Annotated in this window: 18 protein-coding genes and 4 pseudogenes; 12 read left to right on the top strand and 10 right to left on the bottom strand. The window is 70.8% G+C overall.

Annotated elements, in window-relative coordinates; all coding sequences use genetic code 11:
* Window positions 1-13: 13 nt before the first annotated feature.
* Complete coding sequence (locus tag F7R91_RS19920; protein ID WP_150950422.1) at window positions 14-1,693, top strand: carbohydrate binding domain-containing protein; 1,680 nt, start codon at window positions 14-16, stop codon at window positions 1,691-1,693.
* Window positions 1,694-1,925: 232 nt separating this feature from the next.
* Here F7R91_RS19920 and F7R91_RS42800 read toward each other — a convergent pair whose 3' ends face one another.
* From F7R91_RS42800 to F7R91_RS19905, 4 genes and pseudogenes are all read right to left on the bottom strand, one after another.
* Window positions 1,926-2,096: a hypothetical protein gene (locus tag F7R91_RS42800; protein WP_225320702.1), complete on the bottom strand. Its 171-nt coding sequence runs from the start codon at window positions 2,094-2,096 to the stop codon at window positions 1,926-1,928.
* A 15-nt stretch (window positions 2,097-2,111) separates the two neighbouring features.
* Window positions 2,112-2,177, bottom strand: a pseudogene (locus F7R91_RS44265) (hypothetical protein); the annotation flags it as partial.
* Window positions 2,178-2,593: 416 nt separating this feature from the next.
* On the bottom strand, window positions 2,594-3,931 hold the full coding sequence (locus tag F7R91_RS19910) for a 6-phospho-beta-glucosidase (RefSeq protein ID WP_150950421.1): 1,338 nt from the start codon (window positions 3,929-3,931) through the stop codon (window positions 2,594-2,596).
* Window positions 3,928-4,722 carry a DeoR/GlpR family DNA-binding transcription regulator gene (locus F7R91_RS19905; RefSeq protein ID WP_150950420.1) on the bottom strand — a complete coding sequence of 265 codons (795 nt, stop codon included), beginning with the start codon at window positions 4,720-4,722 and terminating at the stop codon, window positions 3,928-3,930. Before F7R91_RS19905 ends, F7R91_RS19910 begins: the two co-directional genes overlap by 4 nt.
* A 264-nt stretch (window positions 4,723-4,986) precedes the next feature.
* Between F7R91_RS19905 and F7R91_RS42795 the strand changes: the two are divergent.
* The 9 genes and pseudogenes from F7R91_RS42795 to F7R91_RS19860 all read left to right on the top strand — a co-directional run.
* Window positions 4,987-5,169 (top strand): annotated as a pseudogene (locus F7R91_RS42795) (hypothetical protein); the annotation flags it as partial.
* 2 nt (window positions 5,170-5,171) lie between these two features.
* Window positions 5,172-5,666 (top strand): annotated as a pseudogene (locus F7R91_RS19895) (histidinol-phosphatase); the annotation flags it as partial.
* Entirely contained in the window at window positions 5,666-6,517 is an 852-nt protein-coding gene (locus F7R91_RS19890; RefSeq protein WP_150950419.1) for a hypothetical protein, read from the top strand. The pseudogene F7R91_RS19895 and the gene F7R91_RS19890, both read left to right, overlap by 1 nt.
* Before the next feature lie 451 nt (window positions 6,518-6,968).
* Window positions 6,969-8,381: a glycoside hydrolase family 16 protein gene (locus F7R91_RS19885; RefSeq protein ID WP_150950418.1), complete on the top strand. Its 1,413-nt coding sequence runs from the start codon at window positions 6,969-6,971 to the stop codon at window positions 8,379-8,381.
* A gap of 371 nt (window positions 8,382-8,752) precedes the next feature.
* A complete protein-coding gene (gene zwf / locus F7R91_RS19880; protein WP_225320701.1) occupies window positions 8,753-10,336 on the top strand; it encodes a glucose-6-phosphate dehydrogenase in 1,584 nt (527 codons plus the stop codon).
* Window positions 10,333-11,268 carry a glucose-6-phosphate dehydrogenase assembly protein OpcA gene (gene opcA / locus F7R91_RS19875; protein WP_150950417.1) on the top strand — a complete coding sequence of 312 codons (936 nt, stop codon included), beginning with the start codon at window positions 10,333-10,335 and terminating at the stop codon, window positions 11,266-11,268. The genes zwf and opcA overlap by 4 nt, the downstream gene beginning before the upstream one ends.
* Window positions 11,261-12,904: a glucose-6-phosphate isomerase gene (pgi, locus tag F7R91_RS19870; protein WP_150950416.1), complete on the top strand. Its 1,644-nt coding sequence runs from the start codon at window positions 11,261-11,263 to the stop codon at window positions 12,902-12,904. Before opcA ends, pgi begins: the two co-directional genes overlap by 8 nt.
* 17 nt (window positions 12,905-12,921) lie before the next feature.
* Window positions 12,922-13,806, top strand: coding sequence for a phosphogluconate dehydrogenase (NAD(+)-dependent, decarboxylating) (gene gnd, locus F7R91_RS19865; RefSeq protein ID WP_269144751.1), 885 nt, complete (start codon window positions 12,922-12,924; stop codon window positions 13,804-13,806).
* A gap of 80 nt (window positions 13,807-13,886) precedes the next feature.
* Window positions 13,887-15,350 (top strand): pentapeptide repeat-containing protein, encoded by a 1,464-nt coding sequence (locus tag F7R91_RS19860; RefSeq protein ID WP_150950415.1) that lies wholly within the window; start codon window positions 13,887-13,889, stop codon window positions 15,348-15,350.
* A 202-nt stretch (window positions 15,351-15,552) separates the two neighbouring features.
* Here the strand turns inward: F7R91_RS19860 and F7R91_RS19855 are convergent, their stop codons facing one another.
* The gene (locus tag F7R91_RS19855; RefSeq protein ID WP_150950414.1) at window positions 15,553-16,002 is read right to left on the bottom strand and encodes a PPOX class F420-dependent oxidoreductase; all 450 of its coding nucleotides are present in this window, start codon (window positions 16,000-16,002) and stop codon (window positions 15,553-15,555) included.
* 184 nt (window positions 16,003-16,186) lie between these two features.
* Here F7R91_RS19855 and F7R91_RS19850 point away from each other — a divergent pair, with 184 nt between their 5' ends.
* Window positions 16,187-17,416, top strand: coding sequence for a serine hydrolase domain-containing protein (locus F7R91_RS19850; protein ID WP_150950413.1), 1,230 nt, complete (start codon window positions 16,187-16,189; stop codon window positions 17,414-17,416).
* Window positions 17,417-17,528: 112 nt separating this feature from the next.
* On the opposite strand, the gene ribA is transcribed toward F7R91_RS19850, so the two are convergent.
* Window positions 17,529-18,188 carry a GTP cyclohydrolase II gene (gene ribA, locus F7R91_RS19845; RefSeq protein ID WP_150950412.1) on the bottom strand — a complete coding sequence of 220 codons (660 nt, stop codon included), beginning with the start codon at window positions 18,186-18,188 and terminating at the stop codon, window positions 17,529-17,531.
* Between the two features lie 38 nt (window positions 18,189-18,226).
* Between ribA and F7R91_RS19840 the strand changes: the two genes are divergently transcribed.
* The gene (locus F7R91_RS19840) at window positions 18,227-18,997 is read left to right on the top strand and encodes a creatininase family protein (RefSeq protein WP_161066907.1); all 771 of its coding nucleotides are present in this window, start codon (window positions 18,227-18,229) and stop codon (window positions 18,995-18,997) included.
* A 56-nt stretch (window positions 18,998-19,053) separates the two neighbouring features.
* On the opposite strand, the pseudogene F7R91_RS44050 reads toward F7R91_RS19840, so the two are convergent.
* The 4 genes and pseudogenes from F7R91_RS44050 to F7R91_RS19820 form a co-directional block, all read right to left on the bottom strand.
* A pseudogene (locus tag F7R91_RS44050) lies at window positions 19,054-19,920 on the bottom strand (lysylphosphatidylglycerol synthase transmembrane domain-containing protein); the annotation flags it as partial.
* Window positions 19,921-20,222: 302 nt separating this feature from the next.
* Complete coding sequence (locus tag F7R91_RS19830) at window positions 20,223-21,215, bottom strand: class I SAM-dependent methyltransferase (RefSeq protein WP_150950410.1); 993 nt, start codon at window positions 21,213-21,215, stop codon at window positions 20,223-20,225.
* Window positions 21,212-22,399: a glycosyltransferase family 4 protein gene (locus F7R91_RS19825; protein ID WP_150950409.1), complete on the bottom strand. Its 1,188-nt coding sequence runs from the start codon at window positions 22,397-22,399 to the stop codon at window positions 21,212-21,214. Before F7R91_RS19825 ends, F7R91_RS19830 begins: the two co-directional genes overlap by 4 nt.
* The gene (locus F7R91_RS19820) at window positions 22,396-22,794 is read right to left on the bottom strand and encodes a 6-pyruvoyl trahydropterin synthase family protein (RefSeq protein WP_150950408.1); all 399 of its coding nucleotides are present in this window, start codon (window positions 22,792-22,794) and stop codon (window positions 22,396-22,398) included. The genes F7R91_RS19825 and F7R91_RS19820 overlap by 4 nt, the downstream gene beginning before the upstream one ends.
* Window positions 22,795-23,032 lie beyond the last annotated feature (238 nt).

Raw genomic sequence — 23,032 nt, 5'->3', positions numbered from 1 at the left:
TCAGGGAGATCGCGTGCGCAATCCACTCAGACGTCCCGGACGTCGTCTTCTCGCCCTGCTCGGCTCCGCCGCCCTCGCGCTCGCCGGAGCCGTCGCCCTGCCCGGAACGGCCCAAGCAGCCAATGTCCTTGCCAACTCCGGTTTCGAATCCGGGAGCCTCTCCCCCTGGTCCTGCACCGGCAATCTCGGCTCGGTCGTCTCCTCCCCCGTGCACGGCGGCTCCAAGGCCCTTGCGGGGGCGGTGAGTTCAAGTGACAACGCCAAGTGCAGCCAGACCGTCTCCGTCCGCCCGAACACCGCGTACACGCTGAGCGGTTGGGTCCGCGGGAGCTATGTCTACCTCGGGGTGGAGGGCGGCTCCTCCACCTGGACGACGTCCCCGTCGGCGTACAGCCAGCTGAGCGTTTCCTTCACCACGGGCGGCTCGCAGACCAGTGCCACCGTCTTTGTCCACGGCTGGTACGCGCAAGGCACCTACCACGCCGACGACATCAGCCTCGACGGGCCGGGCGGGGGCGGCTCGGACACGCAGGCGCCGACGGCTCCCGGCAGCCTGCGTTCCACCGGCAAAACCTCCTCCAGCGTGTCCCTGGCGTGGAACGCCTCGACGGACAACGTCGGGGTCACCGCGTACGACGTCTACAGCGGCTCCAACCAGGTGCTGAGCGTCTCGGGTACGACCGCCACGGTCGGCGGCCTCTCGCCGAGCACCGGCTACACCTTCACCGTGCGGGCACGGGACGCCGCCGGGAACACCTCGCCGGCCTCCAACTCCGTGTCCGTCACGACCGATGCGGGCGGCGGCGGCACCGGGTTCAAGCAGGCCGCGCCCTATCTGTACCTCGGCTGGGGCGATCCGCCGAGCGCGACCTCGGTGATGAGTGCGACCGGGATCAAGTGGTACACGATGGCGTTCATCCTCTCCTCCGGCGGCTGCAACCCCGCCTGGGACGGGTCGCGTCCGCTGACCGGCGGCAACGACCAGACCGTCATCAACTCCATCCGCTCCGCGGGCGGTGACATCGTTCCGTCGATCGGCGGGTGGAGCGGCAACAAGCTCGGCCCCAACTGTTCGAGTGCCGAGGCGCTGGCGGGTGCCTACCAGAAGGTGATCGACGCGTACGGCCTCAAGGCGATCGACGTCGACATCGAGAACACGGACGAGTTCGAGAACGCAACGGTCCAGGACCGGATCCTCAACGCGCTGAAGATCGTCAAGGCGAACAACCCGGGACTGCGTACGGTCCTGACCTTCGGCACCTCGACGACCGGCCCGACGTACTGGGGCAACCGTCTCATCGAGCAGGCCAAGGCATTGAACGCGGGCATCGACGTCTTCACGATCATGCCGTTCGACTTCGGCGGCGGCTCAGACATGTACGGCAACACCGTGAACGCGACGGAGGGCCTGAAGACCAAGCTGAAGTCGACCTTCGGCTGGGACGACGCGACGGCCTACGCCCACATCGGCATCTCCGGCATGAACGGCCTGAGCGACCAGCAGGAGCTCACCTCGCCGCAGATCTGGACCCAGATCCGCGACTGGGCGAACTCCCACCACATCGCGCGGCTGGCCTTCTGGTCGGTCAACCGTGACCGGCCATGTCCGGGCGGCGGCGTGGTGAGCAACTGCTCCGGCATCAGCCAGAGCACCTGGCAGTTCACCTCGATCACGGCCGGTTTCACCGGCTGATCGCCCGCACGACGTCCCCCCGGCCCAAAGCCGGGGGGATTTTTTTCTGCACGGGGTGTATCAGGGGGCGGGGGGCGGGGTCCTGATGAGTGAACGACAGCACAGGGCCCACGGGGAAGCGGGGGAAGGGGCCCACGGGGGAGTCGACGGGGGACGGGGGAACAACGGGGGATCGGGGGATCGGGTCGGGCGGCCGCTGTCACGGGGAGCGGCCGCCCGCTCGTTCGTGCCCTCACCCCACGGAGTAACCCCAGGCGCGGGCGATCTCGCCGAGGCGCGGCGGCAGTTCGACGGACGGATCGGCGGGGCGCGCGGGCTGGATACGGCCCGACTTGATGGTGCCGGACCAGTCGCCCAGCTGCGGCCGGAAGACACCGTGGTCACGGTTGCCGTACTCCAGCATGGCGGGCTCCCACGGCACATCGAGGTAGGCGCACAGGGCACGGGTCGTGCCCTCGGGGTCGGCGGTGAGCTCCTCGTACAGGACGACGTGCGGGTCGAGACCCGTCCGGGCCTCCTCCAGCTTCTCGGCGTAGCCCAGGACTTCGGCGCGGATCTCCGCCGGATCGGGGTTCTGGCGGCGCTCGGGGAGACGGCACGGCGTTCAGCGTGCGGCGCGGCGGGCTCACCGCCTCCCTCATCAGCCTCCCGCGGCGCTTCAGCCCCCTGCCGATCGCGGATATGCGCGGATCCCTCATCGTGACACCTCTCTCTCGCGCCCTTCGGCCGCATCTCAGGGGCAGCGGGCGAACGCCAGGTGTCGCGCAGGGAAACGGCTCTAGTCACGGAACGCCTCATTCCGCCCGTGACCAGGCCTCTTACCCGCTTCTTAATTCTTCCTATGCATGCGGGGTCTCGGGAGCGGAGGAAGGGGGAGGGAGGAGGGAGGAGGGAGTGCGCTTACGCCAGGTACGCCAGGCCGGGATGGACCGCGGTGTAGCCCTCCATCAGCCGCCGGGCCACATTGACCGAGTCGACCAGCGGATGCAGCGCGAATGCCTTCACGGCCGTCGCACGGGAGCCGGACGCGGCGGCGGCCAGCACCTCTCGCTCAACCGCCTTCACCGCGCACACGAGGCCGGTCGCATGGCCGGGCAGCGGGGCCACGGCCAAGGGATGCGCACCGTTGGCGTCGACGAGGCACGGGACTTCGATGACGGCGTCCGTATCGAGCACCGACAGGGTGCCCTGGTTGCGCACATTGAGGATCAGGGTGGTCCGTTCGTCGCGGGCGATGGCCCGCATCAGGGCGAGGGCCACCTTCTCGTAGCCGCCCGAGAGGTCGTCGGCGTCGCGTTCGCCGGCGCCGGCCGTCTCCCGGTTCTCGGCCATGTAGGTCGCCTCGCGTTCGGCGCGGGTGCGGTCCCAGACGGTCAGGGCCGCGGCGTCGGGGCGCTGCATCTCGTCGTAGAAGCGGGCCTGCTGGTCGCGCAGGAAGGCACCACGGGTCTTGTCGGCCTTCTGGTAGGCGCGGACGGCTTCCCGGTTGAAGTAGTAGTAGTGCAGGTACTCGTTGGGGACGGCCCCCAGGGACTGCAGCCATTCCACACCGAAGAGCTTGCCCTCCTCGAAGGAGCCGAGGAGGTCGGGGTCGGCGAGCAGCCGCGGCAGCTCATCGCGGCCGGCCACGCGCAACCCCCGGACCCAGCCGAGGTGGTTGAGGCCGACGTAGTCGATCCACGCGTCCTTCGGGTGCACGCCGAGCGTCCGGGCGATACGTCGGCCGAGACCGACCGGCGAGTCGCAGATGCCGATGACGCGGTCGCCGAGATGCCGGGACATCGCTTCGGTGACGAGGCCCGCCGGGTTGGTGAAGTTGATGACCCAGGCGTCGGGGGCGAGGCGGGAGATGCGCCGGGCGATGTCGACGGCGACGGGAACCGTCCGTAGACCGTAGGCGATGCCGCCCGCGCCGACCGTCTCCTGGCCGAGCACACCCTCCGCGAGCGCCACGCGCTCGTCGTTCGCCCGTCCCTCCAGACCGCCGACGCGGATCGCCGAGAACACGAAGTCGGCGCCGCGCAGCGCTTCGTCGAGGTCGGTGGTTGTGGCGACCGCGGGCGCGTCCGGCACACCGGCGGCTTGTTCATTCAGCACACGGGCGATTGCATACAGTCGATCGGCGTCCAGATCGTGCAGAACGACTTCCGTGACCCGGCCCTCACCGCGGTCCCCCAGAAGCGCCCCATACACCAGCGGCACGCGGAAGCCACCACCGCCCAGAATCGTCAGCTTCACGCCGCACCCTCCTCCCCCGGTGCACCCGGATCGCCCGATGCGCCCGCCACGACCACCTCGACGCCCGCCTCCTCCAGGGAGGTCAGCGTCGCCGTGTCCACCGGCGCGTTCGTCACCACCGCGTCCAGGTCCTCGGGACCGCACACCGTCGCCATGCCCGTACCCGGGAACTTCGCCGAGTCGGCGAGCAGGACGATCCTGTCACCGGCCCCGATCATTGCTCGCTTGAGCGGCACCTCGACGACCGTCGTGTCCATCACCTGCCCGCCCGGCCGCACTCCACTGGTGCCCAGGAACAGCCAGTCGGCATGCAGCTGGCGCAGGTTGTCCTCGGTGAGGAAGCCGACCAGGGAGCGGTGGTCGCGGCGCACCATGCCGCCCAGCAGCACCAACACGATGCCCTCGTCGTCGGCGAGTTCCTCGTACACCACCAGGTTGCTGGTGATCACGGTGAGTCGGCGGCCGTGCAGCTGCCGGGCCAGGCGGTAGGCGGTGGTACCGATGTCGAGCAGCACGGTCTGACCGTCCGTGACCAGCGAGGCGGCGTGCGCGGCGATGGCGTCCTTCTCGGGCACGCGCACCTCGGCCACCTCGGCGAAGGGCTGGTCGCCCTCGTCGGCGACGGCGCCGCCGTGCACCCGTGTGAGCAGGCCGTCCACCTCGAGCTTGAGCAGGTCACGCCGGATGGTGGCAGGGCTGACGCCGAGTTGCTCGGAGAGGTCGGTCACCGTGGCGGGGCCGCCCGATCGCAGGACCCGCAGGATGAGCTGATGTCGTCGTTCTGCCAGCACAGTATGAACACTACTCGTCACCTTCAATCATTGCCACGCTCGGTTCTGCTCAGTTATTGACCACTGTCGCTGTCCGTCCGGTACCACGGCGGGGCGCTCGCGGCGACCCGCCCGCACAGCAGCAGCAGCTTGGCAGCAGTGACCCTTTGGCAGCAGCACCCCCTGTCCGCCACACCCCGAACAGATCCGAAAGGGGGTGGGAGCGTTGCGGCTCTCACGAAGAGGCCTGCTGCGCGCGGGACTTGCCGGACCGGCCACAGCCCGCTCGCCGACCACCGGGCTGCCATCGAGGCAACCCCAGGTCTTCAGGGCGGCTTCATCCGGGAGTTCTGGGACCACGGAATTCTGCAACGCGTGAGCGACGGAAGACCGGCCGGGCGCGCGGGCGCCGGGCTCCACGACAACGGTGTCACCGCGCCCGGCCACCGCTGGGCGTACGGAGGTGACTTAACGGCCATCTGCTCGACGGCCTCGACGTCCGCCTCAAGCGCGACTGCGACCACGGCCGGGGCGTCACCCTCGGTGGCCGGCTCAGGGTCCGCAAGGGCGAAAGGCTCACCCTGAACGTCACCGTGACCACTGCCTCACGCCCCAACGCCCAAGGAAACAGGCCGGAGTTGGCGCACGTGGACGTGATCCGCGGCGCCGTGCGCGGCCCCGTCGCGGACCGCGACACCTGGCGGGCGCCCGACACCAAGGTCGTCCGCACGAAGGACGTGTCGGGACGGCAGGGGACGCACACGCTGCGCATCCCGCTGACCGCGGGCGACGAGTCCTTCTACGTCCGGCTGCGCGGCAGCGACGGCAACCGCCACGGCGCTGGATACCTGGGAGCGTCGGTCGACCCGCACGGTCCGATCCCCCACGAGCCCGGAAACGGTGACCCGTGGGCCGATACGTGGTTCTATTCCAACCCCATCCTCGTCGACGTGGCAGGTGCCTGATGAAGCGTCATCTCACCACTCTGGCTTGCTTATCGGGAGCTCTCACGCTGGGCGTGAGCACGGCGTCCGCCGCCGGTGACCCGCACTGGACCGAGACCGGCACGGCCTACACCGACACCCTCGGCGGCGGCCAGGGGCTCGCGAGCCGGGCCGACGGCTCGCTGCTGTACCGCGGTCTGGCCTCCATCCCCCTCGGCCTGCGCATCAAGGGCTGGAACCACGTCGGTGACCCGGACATCGCGCGCGGCCATGTCTTCGACGCCTACCAGGGCGCCGACACGGCCACGTCGAAGATGTTCGCGGTCACCACACCGGCCGGGAAGCGTTACGAGTACGTGCACCGCCTCAACCCGGGCGAGAAGGTGAACAACTCCTTCGCCACCGTCTCGCCCGACGGGCAGTGGCTGGTGTCGGGCGAGTGGGGCGACCAGAACAGACTCCAGGTCTTCCCCGCTCCCCTGCTCAACCCGGCCACGCCGCCCACGGGTGGTGCGCTGAACGAGGCCTGGCAGATCACCCTGGACAAGCCGGTACGCGACATCCAGGGCTGCGACTTCGTCAACGACACCCGGCTCATGTGCGCCTCGAACGACGCCACGGGCACCCGTTTCCCCGAGATCCGGCCGCTGCTCCAGGTCGACCTGGAGCGCAAGCTCGACGGGCAGCCGATCACGGGCTCGGTGAAGAGCCTGTTCGCACTGCCTCAGCGCAGCATCTGCAAGACCGGCACGTTCGAGACGGAGGGCGTGGACTACGACGCGCAGCGCGGCACCCTGCGGGCGGAGATGATCCCGCCGGGGGTGTGCGCGGTGGCGACTGCGGTGTACTCGTATCGGCAGGGCACGGACTGAGCGTCAACTCGCGGTAGGGCGTTCCGCGTTTTCCACGGTCGGCGGTCGGCGTGCACATCCCATCGGCGCGCGGCGGCCGCTGCACGCCACCGCCGTCGGGCTCGCCCGCCGTAGGCGGTATACCGCGGCGCTGCGGCCAACTGTCGTCGGTATACGGTCGACTGCCAACTGCAGCCCTCCGGGCGACCGGCGTCACCCCCTGGGGTCAGTGGACGGCGGACAGTGCACTGTAGACACTCCGCGCCACACCGTATGCAGTCCACCGTGTTCACGGAGTGAACTCCCGTACAGCAGAAGGTATTTCTCGGTTACACCTCTTGACGACCGGGATGGCTGAGAGCACATTGGGCCCACTTTGAGAGCGCTCTCAAAAACCGTGAGCGCTTCTCGAAGTCACCCCGCGCACCCCACCCCACCCCACCCCACCCCACCCCGTACCCGAGAGGCCCCCATGAGCGATACCTCCGGCATACCCGTCCCCGGCGCGCACCGCAGACGCCGTCCGCTGCGGCGGGCGCTCGTCGCCGTCCTCGGCACACTCGGCCTGGCAGCGGCCGCCACCACGGTCGTCTCCCCGGCCGCGAACGCCTCCGCCCCCGCACCCCCGACCGGCTGGTCCCAGGTCTTCCTGGACGACTTCAACGGCGCCGCCGGCTCCGGCGTCAACACCGCCGACTGGCAGTACGACACCGGCACTTCGTACCCCGGAGGCCCCGCCAACTGGGGCACCGGCGAGGTCGAGACGATGACCTCCAGCACGAACAACGTCTCGCTGGACGGCAACGGCAACCTCCGTATCACCCCGCGGCGCGACTCCGCCGGCAACTGGACCTCGGGCCGTATCGAGACCAACCGCACCGACTTCCAGCCTCCGTCCGGTGGCAAGCTGCGTGTGGAGGCGCGGATCCAGATGCCGAACGTCACCGGCACCGCGGCCGAGGGCTACTGGCCGGCCTTCTGGATGCTTGGCGCGCCCTACCGCGGCAACTACCAGAACTGGCCGAGCGTCGGCGAGCTGGACATCATGGAGAACGTCCAGGGCCTCAACCGGGTGTGGGCCACCCTGCACTGCGGCACCAATCCGGGCGGCCCGTGCAACGAGACCTCCGGCATCGGCAACTACACGGCCTGCCCCGGCACGGCCTGCCAGGCCGGCTTCCACACCTACACCATGGAGTGGGACCGCTCGGCCGGCCCGGAGGCGATCCGCTTCTCCGTCGACGGCACCACGTACCACACCGTGACGGCGAACCAGGTCGACGCGACGACCTGGGCCAACGCCACCCACCACGGCTTCTTCGTCATCCTGAACGTGGCGATGGGCGGCGCCTTCCCCGACGCGTTCGGCGGCGGCCTGGACAGCGGCACGGAGCCCGGCCACCCGATGGTCGTGGACTACGTCCAGGTCCTCCAGACGAGCGGGGGCGACACCACACCGCCGCCGTCCGGCAACCGTGACGCCTACGGCACCATCCAGGCCGAGTCCTACGACAGCCAGTCCGGCGCCGGCACCGAGACCACCTCGGACACCGGCGGCGGCCAGAACATCGGCTGGCTCGCGAGCGGCGACTGGGCGCTGTACAAGGGCGTCGACTTCGGCGCGGCCGCGGCGACGCAGTTCGCCGCGCGGGTGGCGAGCGGTGCGGGAGGCGGCGTCAGCGGCCTGGTCGAGGTGCGCCTGGACAGCCGTACCGGCCCGCCCGTGGGCAGTTTCGCGGTGGCCAACACGGGCGGCTGGCAGTCCTGGAGGACGGTCCCGGCCAACATCGGCGCGGTGACGGGCACACACGATGTGTACCTCACCTTCACCAGCGGCCAGCCGTCGGACTTCGTGAACGTGAACTGGTTCACCTTCGCTCACTGAGCTCCGGGCTGACATCCGAGGGGCGGGCCGACACAGGCCCGCCCCTCCGTTGTCGCGAGGACTCTTGAGCAGCCGCGGCAGGTCCGCCGCATGGTCAGGACCGTTCCGCGGTACTCGATCAGCCGCGAGAAACGGTGGACGGCGTGGACCTGCCCCCACGCCGCGACGCGCCCTCGAAAAGGTCATACTTTTGCTGTTGAACGCGTCGAGCACCCTCTCCCCTCCCGGCGAGGACCTCTTGAAGATGACCACCGAAGATGACCACCCGGGCGGCCGCGTTGCGGTCGAGGCCTGGGTCGGTCCGACGTGGTACCGGTTCGTAGGCGCACCAGAACGAAGAGGTCACTGAACAGCAAGGGGGTCGACGCAGAATGAGCAACGAACTGTCCGAGGCGGCCGAGGCCGTGACGACCCTTCCGGACGCCCCGCCCGTCGGCTGGTCCAACGCGCTGCGCGACCGGCGCGACCGCCGCCTGCCGCGTATCGCGGGCCCGTCCGGGCTGGTCGTCTTCGGGGTCACCGGCGACCTGTCCCGCAAGAAGCTGATGCCGGCCGTGTACGACCTGGCCAACCGCGGGCTGCTGCCGCCGGGCTTCACCCTCGTGGGGTTCGCCCGCCGGGACTGGGCGGACGAGGACTTCGCGCAGGTCGTGCACGACGCCGTCCGCGAGCATGCGCGCACCCCCTTCCACGAGGAGGTCTGGCACCAGCTCGCCGAGGGCATGCGGTTCATCCCCGGCGACTTCGACGACGACACGGCCTTCAAGCAGCTGAAGGCGGCCGTCGAGGAGCTGGACCACTCCCGCGGCACGGCCGGCAACCACGCTTTCTACCTCTCCGTACCGCCGAGGTTCTTCCCGAAGGTGGTCCGGCAGCTCAAGAAGCACGGGCTGGCCGACGCGCCGGAGGGCTCCTGGCGCCGCGCGGTGATCGAGAAGCCGTTCGGGCACGACCTCAGGTCGGCCGAGGAGCTGAACAGGGTCGTCCACGACGTGTTCGAGCCGGACCAGGTCTTCCGTATCGACCACTATCTCGGCAAGGAGACCGTCCAGAACATCCTGGCGCTGCGCTTCGCCAACGAGATGTACGAGCCGGTCTGGAACCGGTCGTACGTCGACCACGTGCAGATCACGATGGCCGAGGACATCGGCATCGGCGGCCGTGCCGGCTATTACGACGGTATCGGCGCCGCCCGTGACGTCGTCCAGAACCACCTGCTGCAGCTGATGGCGCTGACCGCGATGGAGGAACCCATCGCCTTCGACGCGGAGTCGCTGCTCACCGAGAAGCTCAAGGTCCTCAAGTCGGTGCGGGTGCCGCGGAACCCGGGCGAGCACACCGTTCTCGCGCAGTACGCGGAGGGCTGGCAGGGCGGCGAGAAGGTGGCCGGGTACCTCCAGGAGGAGGGCATCGATGCGCAGTCGAGGACCGACACGTACGCGGCGATCAGGCTGGAGGTCGACAACCGGCGCTGGGCGGGCGTCCCCTTCTATCTGCGCACCGGCAAGCGCCTGGGCCGGCGGGTCACCGAGATCGCTGTCGTCCTCAAACGGGCGCCGCATTCGCCCTTCGACGCCACCGCCACGGAGGAGCTGGGCGAGAACGCGGTCGTCATCCGTGTGCAGCCCGACGAGGGCATGACCGTCCGGTTCGGTTCGAAGGTGCCGGGGACCTCGATGGAGATCCGGGATGTCTCGATGGACTTCGCGTACGGCGAGTCGTTCACGGAGTCCAGCCCGGAGGCGTACGAACGCCTCATCCTGGATGTGCTGCTCGGCGACGCCAACCTGTTCCCCCGTCACCAGGAGGTGGAGGAGTCCTGGAAGATCCTCGACCCGATCGAGGAGTACTGGGCGCGGCACGGCAGGCCCGCGCAGTACGCGGCGGGCAGCTGGGGGCCCGTGGAAGCCGACGAGATGCTCGCACGAGACGGACGGAGCTGGCGCAGGCCATGAAGATCGACCTGACCGACACCACGGCAAGCAAGATCAACAAGGCGCTTGTGCAGGGCCGCCGCGCCATCGGCACACCCGCCGTGGGCATGGTCCTGACGATGGTGATCGTCACGGACGAGGAGAACGCCTACGACTCGATCAGGGCGGCCGAGGAGGCCTCGCACGAGCATCCCTCGCGCACCCTGGTCGTCATCAAGCGGCACGCCCGCACCCCGCGCGAGCGCACGGCCGCCCGGCTGGACGCGGAGGTCCGGGTCGGCTCGGAGGCGGGCACCGGCGAGACGGTCGTCCTGAGGACGTACGGCGAGGTGTCCGACCACGCCGACTCCGTGGTGCTGCCGCTGCTGCTGCCGGACGCGCCGGTCGTCGTGTGGTGGCCGGTGGACGCGCCCGCGGTGCCCGCCAAGGACCCGCTGGGCGCGCTCGCGCAGCGCAGGATCACCGACATGTACGCCGTCGAGCACCCGCCGGCGGCCCTGGAGGCCCGGGTCGCCTCCTATGCGCCCGGCGACACCGACCTGGCCTGGACCCGGCTCACCCCTTGGCGCTCGATGCTGGCCGCGGCCCTGGACCAGGCCCGCGCGAAGGTCACCTCGGCGGCCGTGGAGAGCGAGGCGGAGAATCCGAGCGCGGAACTGCTGGCCCGCTGGCTGGAGGCCCGTCTCGATGTCGCCGTGGACCGGGTCGTCACCGCGGGGCCCGTCGTCACGGCCGTACGCCTGGGCACCGAGAAGGGCGAGATCGTCATCGACCGTCCCGAAGGGCCGCTGGCCACGCTGTCCCTGCCGGGCCAGCCCTCGCGCACCCTGGCGCTGAAGGTCCGGTCCACCTCCGAACTCATCGCCGAGGAGCTCAGGCGCCTCGACGCGGACGAGATGTACGCCGTCGCCCTGCGCGGCGTGGCCGGCAAGGAGATTCCCGCTCATGTCTGACTCCCCCCAGCTCACCCGGCGGCCGGAGTGGGCCGCCCTGGAGGACCACCGGGCGCGGTGGACCGCGCATCTGCGGGAGCTGTTCGCGGCGGACCCGGGGCGTGCGGAGCGGTACGTCGTGCATGTCGGCGATCTGCGCATCGACTACTCCAAGCACCTCGTCACCGACGAGACGCTGGCCCTGCTGTACGAACTGGCCGCCGCCACCGATGTGTTCGGGCTGCGTGACGCCATGTTCCGCGGTGAGAAGATCAATGTCACGGAGCGGCGCGCGGTCCTGCACACCGCGCTGCGCGCCCCGGCCAACGCCGTGATCGAGGTCGACGGCGTGAACGTCGTCCCACAGGTCCACGCGGTCCTGGACAAGATGAGCGACTTCGCGAACCGGGTCCGCTCGGGCGAGTGGACCGGCCACACCGGCAGACGGATCCGCACCGTCGTCAACATCGGCATCGGCGGCTCCGACCTGGGTCCTGCGATGGCGTACGAGGCGCTGCGGGCGTACACGGACCGCGGGCCGGCCTTCCGCTTCGTCTCGAACGTGGACGGCGCCGACCTGCATGAGGCGGTGCGGGACCTGGATCCGGCGGAGACCCTGTTCATCGTCGCCTCCAAGACCTTCACCACCGTCGAGACTCTCACCAACGCCACCTCGGCGCGTTCCTGGCTGCTTGCCGGTCTCGGCGGCGAGGAGAAGGCGGTCGCCAGGCACTTCGTCGCATTGTCGACCAATGCCTCGAAGGTCGCCGGGTTCGGTATCGACCCGGACAACATGTTCGAGTTCTGGGACTGGGTCGGCGGCCGCTACTCCTACGACTCGGCGATCGGCCTGTCGCTGATGATCGCGATCGGCCCGGACCGCTTCCGGGAGATGCTCGACGGGTTCCGCATCGTCGACGAGCACTTCCAGCGCACGCCGGCCCGGGCCAACGTCCCGCTGATCCTGGGTCTGCTGGGCATCTGGTACGGCAACTTCTTCGACGCCCAGTCCCATGCGGTGCTGCCCTACAGCCACTATCTGTCCAAGTTCACGGCGTACTTGCAGCAGTTGGACATGGAGTCCGACGGCAAGTCCGTCGACCGCGAGGGCCACCCAGTGGAATGGCAGACCGGCCCGGTGGTGTGGGGCACGCCCGGCACCAACGGCCAGCACGCCTACTACCAGCTCCTGCATCAGGGCACCAAGCTGATCCCGGCCGACCTGATCGGCTTCGCGCGGCCCGTCGCCGAGCTGAGCGGCGAGCTCAAGGCGCAGCACGACCTGCTGATGGCCAACCTGTTCGCGCAGGGCCAGGCGCTCGCGTTCGGCAGGACCGCCGAGGAGGTACGGGCGGAGGGCGTGCCCGAGGAGCAGGTGCCGCACCGCACCTTCCAGGGCAACAAGCCCACCACGACCATTCTGGCCACCGAGCTGACCCCCTCGGTCCTCGGCCAGCTCATCGCCCTCTATGAGCACAAGGTGTTCGTGCAGGGCGCGATCTGGAACATCGACTCCTTCGACCAGTGGGGCGTCGAACTCGGCAAGGTCCTGGCCAGGCGCGTCGAGCCCGCCCTCACCGAGGGCGCGGAAGTCCTGGGCCTCGACCCTTCCACCGCCGCCCTCGTGGCCGCCTACCGGACGCTGAAGAACGCGTAGAAGGAAGTGAAGTGACCATGACCGCAATGCAGTTGGGCCTCATCGGCCTCGGCAGGATGGGCGGCAGCATGCGCGAGCGGATCCGCCGCGCCGGCCACACCGTCATCGGCTACGACCGCAACCCCGAACTCTCCGACGTGAAGAGCCTCGCCGAGATGGCCCAGCGGCTCGACGCCCCGCGCATCGTCTGGGTGATGGTCCCGGCGGGCGCCGCCACGCAGTCCGTCGTCGACGAGCTCGGCGGCCTGCTGGAGGCCGGCGACACCGTCGTCGACGGCGGCAACTCCCGCTGGACCGACGACGAGAAGCACGCCGAGGAGCTGGGCGCCAAGGGCATCGGCTTCGTCGACGCGGGCGTCTCCGGCGGTGTGTGGGGACTGGAGAACGGCTACGCCCTGATGGTCGGCGGCGACAAGGAGCACGTCGACCGGCTCGCGCCGGTCTTCGAGGCGCTCAAGCCGGAAGGGCCGTACGGCTTCGTCCACGCCGGCAAGGTCGGCGCCGGGCACTTCTCCAAGATGGTCCACAACGGCATCGAGTACGCGATGATGCAGGCGTACGCCGAGGGCTGGGAGCTTCTGGAGAAGGTCCACTCCGTCACCGGCGTGCGTGAGGTCTTCCGCTCCTGGCAGGACGGCACGGTCATCCGCTCCTGGCTGCTCGACCTCGCCGTGAACGCCCTCGACGAGGACGAACACCTGGACAAGCTGCGCGGTTACGCGGAGGACTCCGGCGAGGGACGGTGGACCGTCGAGGCGGCGATCGACAACGCCGTGCCGCTGCCCGCCATCACCGCCTCCCTCTTCACCCGGTTCGCGTCCCGCCAGGACGACTCCCCGCAGATGAAGATGATCGCGGCGCTGCGCAACCAGTTCGGCGGCCACGCCGTCGAGTCGAAGTAGGCCACACCCTCGGCGGTGGCAACCGGCCGCCGCCGAGGGCCGGTTGACAGTCGCGCACGGTCGCGTCAGAGTCCCGGCTGATGGAGATCAACGATCTGACGCCGGCCGAGGAGCGGGTGTGGCGGGCGTTCGCGACGGGCGCGGCGGTGGACTTCCGTACGGCCGAGGACGAAGACCCGGCGCAGGGTGAGGGCTGGGGACCCGAACGGACCGTACGGGCCGCCGTGTTGCGGTTCTTACTGCTCAACGGGCCTGAAGAGCAGGGGGAGACAGCCTCCCTCAAACTGGCCGGGGCCCGCATCGGCGGCGTGCTCGACCTCCGGTACGCGACCACCGAACGGGCGGCCCGGCTGCGGCACTGCTTCTTCGACGACGCACCCCAGCTGTACGGCGCCCACATCCGTCATCTGAACCTGAGCGAGTCCGTGCTCCCGGGCCTGACCGCCCACACCGTGCGGGTGGACGACGTGCTGCGGTTCACCCGCTGCCGGTTCCGCGGGCCCGTACGGCTCGACGGGGCACAGGTCTCCGGGTCCGTGTTCATGGAGGGCGCCGAGTTCGCAGCGCCGGATGCCGAGGAGCCGGTACTGCAGCTCAACCAGGCGTCCGTGGGCGACGACATCTGGGCCCCCGGGCTGCGGGCGCTGGGCCGGGTGCGGCTCACCGGCGCGTCCGTCGGAGGCACGGTCAATCTCTCCGGCGCCCGTCTCGACCGTCCCGGCCACACGGCCCTTCAGGCGCAGAACCTCTCCGTGGGCGCCGACCTCCTCGCCATGCAGCTCACCGTGCACGGGCGGGTCGACCTGCGCGGCATCCGGGTGCCCGGTCAGGTCGGTCTGGCGTTCGCCCGGCTGTCCCACCCCGACGGCATGGCGCTGCGCGCGAGCAGCGCGGTGATCGGGGAACTCTGGCTGCACGAGACCCTGCCGATCGAGGGCTGTGTCGATCTGCGCCGTGCACAGATCGAACTCATCCAGGCGGACCCGGGCGTCTGGCCCGCGCATGTGCACCTGGACGGCCTGACCTATGCCACCCTGGCCCCGCACGAACCGGCGGAGCGCCGGCTGCCGCTCCTGGAGCGGGACGACGACGGCTATGTCCCGTACGCCTACGAGCAGTTGACCGCCTCCTACCGCCGCGTCGGCGACGACCACGCGGCCCGGCTCGTCCAGCTCGCCAAGCAGCGCCGGCTCAGGGCCACGCGTGCCTGGTACGCCCGGGTCTGGGGCTACGTCCAGGACGCCACCGTCGGCTACGGCTTCCGCCCCCTGCGCGCCGCCGTCTGGCTGCTGTCCCTGCTGGCGGTCGGCTCGATCGCGTACGGGCTGCACCATCCCCGTGCGCTCAAGGCGTCCGAGGCCCCGGAGTTCGACCCGGTCTTCTACACCCTCGACCTGCTGCTGCCGGTGATCTCCTTCGGGCAGGAGGGCGCGTTCGCCCCGGACGGCTGGTACCAGACCCTGTCCTACGCCCTGGTGATCGCCGGCTGGATCCTGGCGACGACGGTCTTCACCGGCGTCACCAGGAACGTCAGCCGCCAGTGAGCCGTGCGCTGCGCGCCGCACCGCTTGCCGCCGTGCTCCAGGACGTCACTGGGTGTGAGGCGCTGTTGACAGACGGCGTTCACCAGTATGAAGATCAGCGCGAACGAGCGGAACGGACGGCGCTGGACCCCACAGGCCTCCGCGCGCTCCGGCCGGTTTCAGGGACGGCCGGGGCGCGCGGTACGCAGCGCACATCGGAGGCTCAGCCTCGACCGGCCGCTCGGGGAATCGCCCTGGGAATCCCGTACGCCCGTTCCACCTTCAGCCGCAGCACCAGCCGCCGGTCCCGGACCATCGCGGCACGGAAGTCGTCCCAGTCGGGGTGCTCGCCCACCACGTCGCGGTACAGACGGACAAGCTCCTCGACCGTCTCGTCGTGCGGGTCCTTCGCCACGGGCGAGAGGTCGGCCGTGCCTTCGGCGACCGTCCAGGCCCACCGGTCGGAGCTGGTCACGTGATACGACGCCCGGGGGTCCCGGCGCAGATTGCGGGTCTTGGCCCGGTCGTCCGTGACCGAGATCCGTACGATCCGCTCGTCCGGGTAGTAGTGGTGGCTGACGTTCGACAGCTGGGGCCGGCCGTCCCGCTTGAGGGTGACCAGCACCCCACCACGGCTTTCGGCGAGCAGTGCGAGCAGTGCGTCCTGGGTCATACCTGGTCAACCTGCCCGGCCGGGCACCGCATTCCCCGAGGGACACGCCGGGGGCACCGTCGTGAGGCGATGATCACGGGCATCCGAGGGACCGTTCCCGTGTTCCTGCGCCACGATGAGGTCAAGGGGCGTTCCGGCGGGGCAGGCCGGAGCGAGCCCCGGCATACGCACCCGGAGGAGAGCGATGGCACCGCTGCGACAAGAGGCCGATCCGGCCGAGGCCGGGCTGGACGCGAAGGCGCTGGAACGGCTCGACCGGCACTTCGCCCGCTACGTCGACGAAGGACGTCTGCCCGGTTTCCTGGTGGCCGTCTCCCGCGGAGGGCGCGTCGCCCATCTCACGGTGTACGGCCACCGGGACATCGCGGCCGGACTGCCCGTCGAGGCCGGCACGCTGTGGCGGATCTACTCCATGACCAAGCCGGTCACCTCGGTCGCCGCACTGCTGCTGGTCGAGGAGGGCCTGCTCTCCCTGGACGACCCGCTCGACCGTCACCTCCCGGCCTTCGCCGACCCTAGGGTCTACCTCGGCGGCTCCGGCGCCGAGGTCAGGACCCGCCCGGCCGACGGGCCCCTGCGCATCCGTCATCTGATGACCCACACCGCGGGCCTGACCTTCGCCTTCTACCACACCCACCCCGTGGACGCGCTGTACCGCAGGGCCGGTCTGCAGTCGGCGGTGCTGCCGGGCTCGGACCTGGCTGGGACGGTCGAGGTGTACGCGAGCCTGCCGCTGCAGTTCGAGCCGGGCACGCAGTGGAACTACTCCGTCGCCACCAATGTCCTCGGCCGGGTCGTCGAGGTGGTGTCGGGACAGCCGCTCGACACGTTCTGCGCCGAGCGGATCTTCGGCCCGCTCGGGATGACCGACGCCGGGTTCTGCGTCATGCCCGAACAGGCGGACCGGCTCGCCGAGTTGTACGGCGAGTCCGAGGGCGGCGGCATCGAGCCGATCCCGGGGCTCCCGCTTCGGGGCCGCCCCCGCTTCCTGTCCGGCAGCGGCGGCATGGTGGCCTCCGCCCACGACATGCACCGCTTCATGGAGCTGCTGCGCCGCCGCGGCGAACTCGACGGCCTGCGCCTGCTCGCCCCCGAGACCGTGGATCTGATGACGCGCAACCACCTCCCCGGTGGCGTCGACCTGCGCGCCTTCGGCAGCCGGCCCGCCCATGACGAGCCCGGCAACGACGGCGTCGGCTTCGGTCTCGGCGTGTCCGTGGTGATCGACCCGGACCGTACGGCGGCCCCCGCCGGCCTCGGCACCTACGGCTGGAGCGGAGTGGCGACGACGACCTTCTGGGTCGACCCCGGCCGCGACCTGACCGTGCAGTTCATGACCCAGGTCCGGCCGAAGGGCTCGCACACGGTCTTTCCGGAACTCAAGCGGCTGGTCCACGAGGCGGTCACGGCCTGAAGGCCGCCTCCGGGACGGCGAGTTCGCGGAGCCGCGTCTTTGCCGTACGCGGTCGTCCTCCGGGCGCGGGGCGCCGGCCGGGGATGCGGCCGGCGCTCTGCGGGCCCCGCGTTCAGGACCAGTGCGCCACGGCGTCCAGATGGGGCAGGTGGTGGTCGAGCCGCTCCCGCTTGGTGCGCAGGTAGGTGATGTTGTTCTCGCACGGCGGGATCAGCAGCGGCACCGTCTCGGCGACCCGGATGCCGTGCCGTGTCAACGCCTCCCGCTTGCGCGGGTTGTTCGACATCAGGCGAACCGACCGCACGCCCAGATCGCTCAGCATTCCGGCGGCGACGCCGTAGTCGCGGGAGTCGACCGGCAGGCCGAGCGCGAGGTTCGCCTCCACGGTGTCCAGCCCCTCCGCCTGCAGGGCCATCGCCCGCAGCTTGGCGAGCAGACCGATACCGCGGCCCTCGTGGCCCCGCAAGTAGACGACGATGCCGCTGCCTTCGGCGACGACCGCACGCAGTGCGGCGGCGAGCTGGTCGCCGCACTCGCAGTGCTGGGAGCCGAACGCGTCACCGGTCAGGCACTCGGAATGCAGCCGGGTGAGGACGTCGTCGGAAGCGATGTCACCGTAGACCAGGGCCACTTGCTCGTCACCGCGGTCGTGGTCCAGGTAACCGACCGCCTGGAATTTCCCGTACACGGTGGGCAGCGGGGCATTCACCACGCGCTCGACGCCCGTCCGCTGTGGTGACTTCTTGCCGAGTACACCGATTTTTTCTGTCATGATCTGGTTCCTAAGCAGAGACGAAAGGCCGTGAAGAAATGAGTGGTTCACCAATGCGGTCGGCGGCACACGGTACGTTGCCGGCGGACACCACGGAAGACGTACGGGCGCGGGGGGCCGGCCTCGCCCGGCAGGTCGCCGTACTGCCCGTGGGGAGCTTCGAGCAGCACGGCCCGTACCTTCCCCTGGCGACGGACACGCTCGTCGCCTGTGCCATCGCCCGGGAGATCGCCGCGGCGTACCCGGTGCACCTCCTCCCTCCGGTGACGGTCTCCTGCTCGCACGAGCACGCGGCCTGGCCGGGGACCGTCAGCATCTCCTCAGTGACCCTTCACGCGGTGGTACGGGACATAGCGGCTTCGCTCCGCCGCTCCGGCGTCGACTGCCTGGTGGTCGTCAACGGGCACGGCGGAAACTACGTACTGGGCAATGTCGTTCAGGAATCCTCCGCCCGCGGCGAGCGCATGGCACTCTTCCCGGCCGTGGAGGACTGGGAAGCGGCACGCGAGCGGGCGGGAGTGGCCACCTCTCTGCTCAGCGACATGCACGCGGGGGAAATTGAGACCTCCATCCTTCTGCACACCCATCCCGAATTGATCCGACCGGGTCATGAGACTTCCGACTTCGTCGCGGACGACCGGCGCCATCTGCTCTCCCTCGGTATGTCCGCCTATACCGATTCGGGTGTCATCGGCCGCCCCTCGCTGGGTTCGGCGGAAAAAGGGAGTGAACTGCTGGCGAGCCTGACGGATTCCTTCGGCGCGTATTTCTCATTGCTCACCTCGGGGGACGGTTCCGGGCGGGAGTAGCCGGCGCGCAGGCCCGTGTACCAGCGGGCGGCCAGTACGAGGGCGCCCGGCAGGGCGGCCACGAAGCTGAGCACGCCGTACACGACGGCGACGGCCAGCCCGCTGCTCGCGCCGAGGCCGGCGGCGCCGAACGCCCAGGCGGTGACGCCCTCGCGGGGGCCGAAGCCGCCGACGTTCAGCGGCAGTCCCATGGCGAGCAGGGCGAGCACGGCCAGCGGGATCAGCAGGGCGACCGAGGCGGCGGATCCGGCGATCCGGGCCGCGAGGACGAACATCCCGATGTGCCCGGCCAGGACGACGGCGGACGACACGGCGACGCCCGGCCCGTTGCGGCGGGACAGCAGTCCCTCGCGGGCCTCGGCGAGGGTGGCGCGCAGGGCCCGTCCACGGCGGGACGGGGCCCGGTTCATCCGCAGGGCCAGGACGACCGCGAGGGCGCCCAGCGCGGCGAGGCCGACGAGCGGGGCGAGCTGCCGGGCCTCGTCGAGCACCGGGGACGGCATGGTCAGCAGCACCACCGCGCCGAAGAGGGCCAGTGCGACCTGCCCCGCGACCCGTTCGAGGACGACGGAGCGGACGCCGCGGCCGAGGTCACCGGCGCTCTGCCCGTGCCGCACCGCCCGGTGCACGTCACCGAGGACGCCGCCGGGCAGGGCCGCGTTCAGGAACAGGGCGCGGTAGTAGTCGGCGACGGCCGGGCCCAGCGGGAGCCGGATCCGCAGCCCGCGGGCCACCAGTTGCCAGCGCCAGGCGCTGAACACGGTGGTGACGAGCCCGATGACGAGCGCCGCCAGCACGGTCGCGCCGTCGATCCGCCGCAGCCCGTCCAGGAACACGCCGGTACCTAGCCGCCAGAGCAGCACCGCGAGGATGGCGACGCCGACCGCGGTGCCGAGGTGGGTGCGCAGGGTACGGGAGTTCATACGGGTGAGAACGAGACGCAGGGCGCCCGGGTTCACTCGGGCGCGAACGGCCCGCGGAATCCGGCGGGTCCGGGGTGCGTCCTGGGTGGCGTCGGCCCGGGGTGCAGAAACGATCACCCCGATACGGGCGCCGGAAACGGCGGTGTCGGAACGTACTGCCGACCGGCGCGCGTCGGCGGGCGGGGCAGGCCTCGGTACGACCGCCGTGCCGGAGTCCGTCCGCCCGTCCCGCGAGTCCGTCCGCCTGTCCCGCGAGTCCGCGCCGGGCCGCGGCAGGACCCACGCCCGCACCGTCTCCACGCTCATGACGCCCCGTCCGTCGGCCGGGAAAGCGCCAGCAGGTCGCTGTGGTGGACCACGACACGCAGCTCCCCTGCCTCGCAGGCGGCAAGGCGCTCGCGCAGATAGGTCTCGGCGCGCTCCGCGAGCTCCGGACGCTGTTCCACGGCCGCGCCGACCCAGCCGCGCAGCCACTGCGCCGTCAGCGCCGACTCCGCGGGGCCGAGCCGCCAGGGGCTCGGGTTGACCCGTACCGTCGCACCGCGCTCGGAGAACGCCTCGCACGCCACGGTGACCGCGTCCGGACCGAGCAGCCCGTCGCGCCGCTGGTGGGCGTTGAACGCCTCGGCGATCTCCGCGTCCAGCGGGTCGGACGGGGTCAGTTCCACGCGTCCGGCGACCGAGAGCGTGAGCAGGGCCGTGCAGCCGGCGCCGGTGCAGGCCTCGGCGAGGGTGTCGATCTCCTCGCGGGTGAGGACGTCGAGCAGCGCGGAGGCCGTCACCAGCGACGTCCCGGCCAGGGCGTCCGGGGTCAGCCGCGCGACGTCACCGCGCCGCGTTTCGACGGTGACCCGGCTGCCGTCGGCAGCCGAGCGCGGGGAGGCCACCGCGGCGAAGTGCAGCAGGTAGGGGTCGCGGTCGTGCAGGACCCAGTGCTGGGCCCCGTCCAGCCGCGGGGCGAGCCAGCGGCCCATCGACCCGGTACCGCAGCCCAGGTCGTGCACGACCAGCCCGTCGGCCCGGCCGGGGAGGTTGGCCAGCCGGATGCGCAGCGTGTCGATCAGGTCGTCCGACCGGGCGGCGGCGTCCGCGCCCTCGCGCAGCTGAAGCCACTCGGGCGCATAGCGGGGCTGGTCGTCCGGCCCGTCCTCGCGCAGCCGTACGGTGGCCCGCTCGCCGGGGCGGCCGGTGGGCCCGGCGCCGGCTATCACGGAGTCCGCGGACTCGGCGGCGTCCTCGGGTCCGGGCTGCGTCGGTATCTTCCCCGGGTGCTGCGTCGTCGCCGTCTTCTTCATGCCGCCCTCCTGGGTTCGCTGGGCAGCCGGCCCAGTACGCCGGCCAGGCTGCGGGCCGTGGCGGCCCAGCCGTCCAGGGCGGCCCGCCGGCTCCGGGCCGCCGCCTTCAGCCGGCGTCGTACGTCCGCCTCGCCGAACCAGCCGCGCAGTTCGGCGGCGAGCGCGGCGGGGTTCTCCGGCGGGACGAGGATGCCGGGCACACCGCCGTCGGGGGCGCGTCCGAGCGCCTCCGGGAGCCCGCCGACATCGGTGGCCAGCACGGGGATGCCTCGTGCGAGAGCCTCCGTGACCGCCATGCCGTACGTCTCCGCGTACGAGGTGAGGACCATCAGGTCGGCGGCGGCATAGCTGGCGTCGAGCCGGGCGCCGGCCTGCGGGCCCGCCAGATGCAGACGGTCCTCAAGGCCGTACTTCCCGATCAGGGCCCGCAGCCCGGCGACGTACTCGGGGTCCTGGCCGAGTCCGCCGACGCAGACACAGCTCCACGGCAGGTCCCGCACCGTGGCCAGCGCCTCCACCAGCCGGTGCTGGCCCTTGCGCGGGGTCACGGCGGCCACGCACAGCAGCCGGGAGACACCGTCGGTGCCGGAGGCGAGGGGCGCGATGTCGGCGCCGGGAGCGGCGACATGGACCCGGTCGGGGGCGAGGCCGTGGTGGGAGACGAGGCGGCGCACCGCCCAGTCGCTGGTGGCGATCACGGCGGACACGGCCCGCAGCACCGCGCGTTCCCGTGCGTCCAGTTCGGCGGCCACGGCGGGTTCGAGTCCCGTCTCGTCGCCGAGCGGCAGATGCACGAGGACCGCCAGACGCAGCCGTTGCGCCTCGGGGACGACGATCTCGGGGACACCGCAGGCGACCAGGCCGTCGAGGAGGACGGCCGTGCCGTCCGGCAGCTCACGCAGCGTACGGGCGAGTTCCGCGCGGGCGTCCTCGCCCGGCCGGGGCCAGTCGCCCGCCATCGGGAGCTTGTGGACCTGCCAGCCGAAGCCGGGCAGGTCCAGGCACACACGCCGGTCGTAGGCATTGCCGCCGCTGGGCGTGGCGGGGTCGTCGACACCGCCCGGCATGACGAAGTGCACGGAGCGCAGGGCCATGGGGATGATCTCGGCGTTCTTGAGGGCGGAGTGCTGCACGGGCACATAGCCCAGTGTCGTACCGCTTTTCTCCAGGGTCACATCGGTCACAGCGCACGCTCGTAACTCGCCCAGGCGACGTGCGACTCGTGCAGCGTGACCGTGATGCCGGCCAGGCCCCTGGCGCCCTCGCCGAGGGCGCCCTTGTGGATGCGTTCGGCGAGGCGGTCGGCGATGACCTTGGCCAGGAACTCGGTGGAGGTGTTGATGCCGGCGAAGTCGGGCTCGTTGTCGAGGTTCCGGTAGTTCAGCTCGCCGACGACGGCACCGAGTTCCTGGGTGGCCAGTCCGATGTCGACGACGATGTTGTCGTCGTCCAGCTGCTCCCGCCGGAAGGTGGCGTCCACCAGGAACGTTGCTCCGTGCAGGCGCTGCGCGGGTCCGAAGACCTCGCCGCGGAAGCTGTGGGCGATCATGATGTGATCGCGGACGGTGATGCTGAACAACGGGCGACCCTCCAGGTGCGGCGCGTCTGGCCCCTCCGGCCCCTTGCTGCCGGGGATGCCGTGTAGTACGGCTCTTCGCTTCCCCGTGTTCAGCCGCCTCTCACTCTTTTCTCAGGTCAGCGACTCAGCGCACCTTCGGTGCGCGCCGGGGGCGTGGTAAATGCCGTGGCGCGCGCCGGACATGCTTCTGTCTGCCCTGACGTGGGCTGATGCCGTTCGGGGACGCTGAAGGTGTTCG

The sequence above is a fragment of the Streptomyces luteolifulvus genome (assembly GCF_008806595.1).
Taxonomy (GTDB): Bacteria; Actinomycetota; Actinomycetes; order Streptomycetales; family Streptomycetaceae; genus Streptomyces; species Streptomyces luteolifulvus.
The sequence above is the reverse complement of the archived record's forward strand: the minus strand, read 5'-3'. Positions and strand labels throughout refer to the sequence as shown.